The sequence below is a fragment of the Plantactinospora sp. A48 genome (assembly GCF_055793945.1).
In genome coordinates, this window is the sequence record NZ_JBTIXF010000181.1 from 1 (window position 1) to 223 (window position 223).

Annotated in this window: 1 pseudogene; it reads left to right on the forward strand. The window is 73.5% G+C overall.

Going from position 1 to position 223, the window contains the following annotated elements:
* Positions 1-223, forward strand: a pseudogene (locus ACXN5W_RS30515) (ACT domain-containing protein); the annotation flags it as partial.

Below are 223 nucleotides of genomic sequence, written 5' to 3' on the forward strand. Positions count from 1 at the left end.
GATATCGCTCTGCTCCCGGGGGAGTACGCCGTGTGCCGGCTGGCCGCCGGTGCGCCGGTACCCGCCGGCCTGTTGAGCACGGGCGGCACCGGTGTCGTCTCGATCACGGCGGCGGCAGACGAGTTGTCCGTGATCTGCCCGGCTGACCGGGTGCCGGCCGAGGCCGTCGTCGAGACGCCGTGGCGGTGCCTGAAGGTGGTCGGCCCGCTGCACCTGGCGCTGA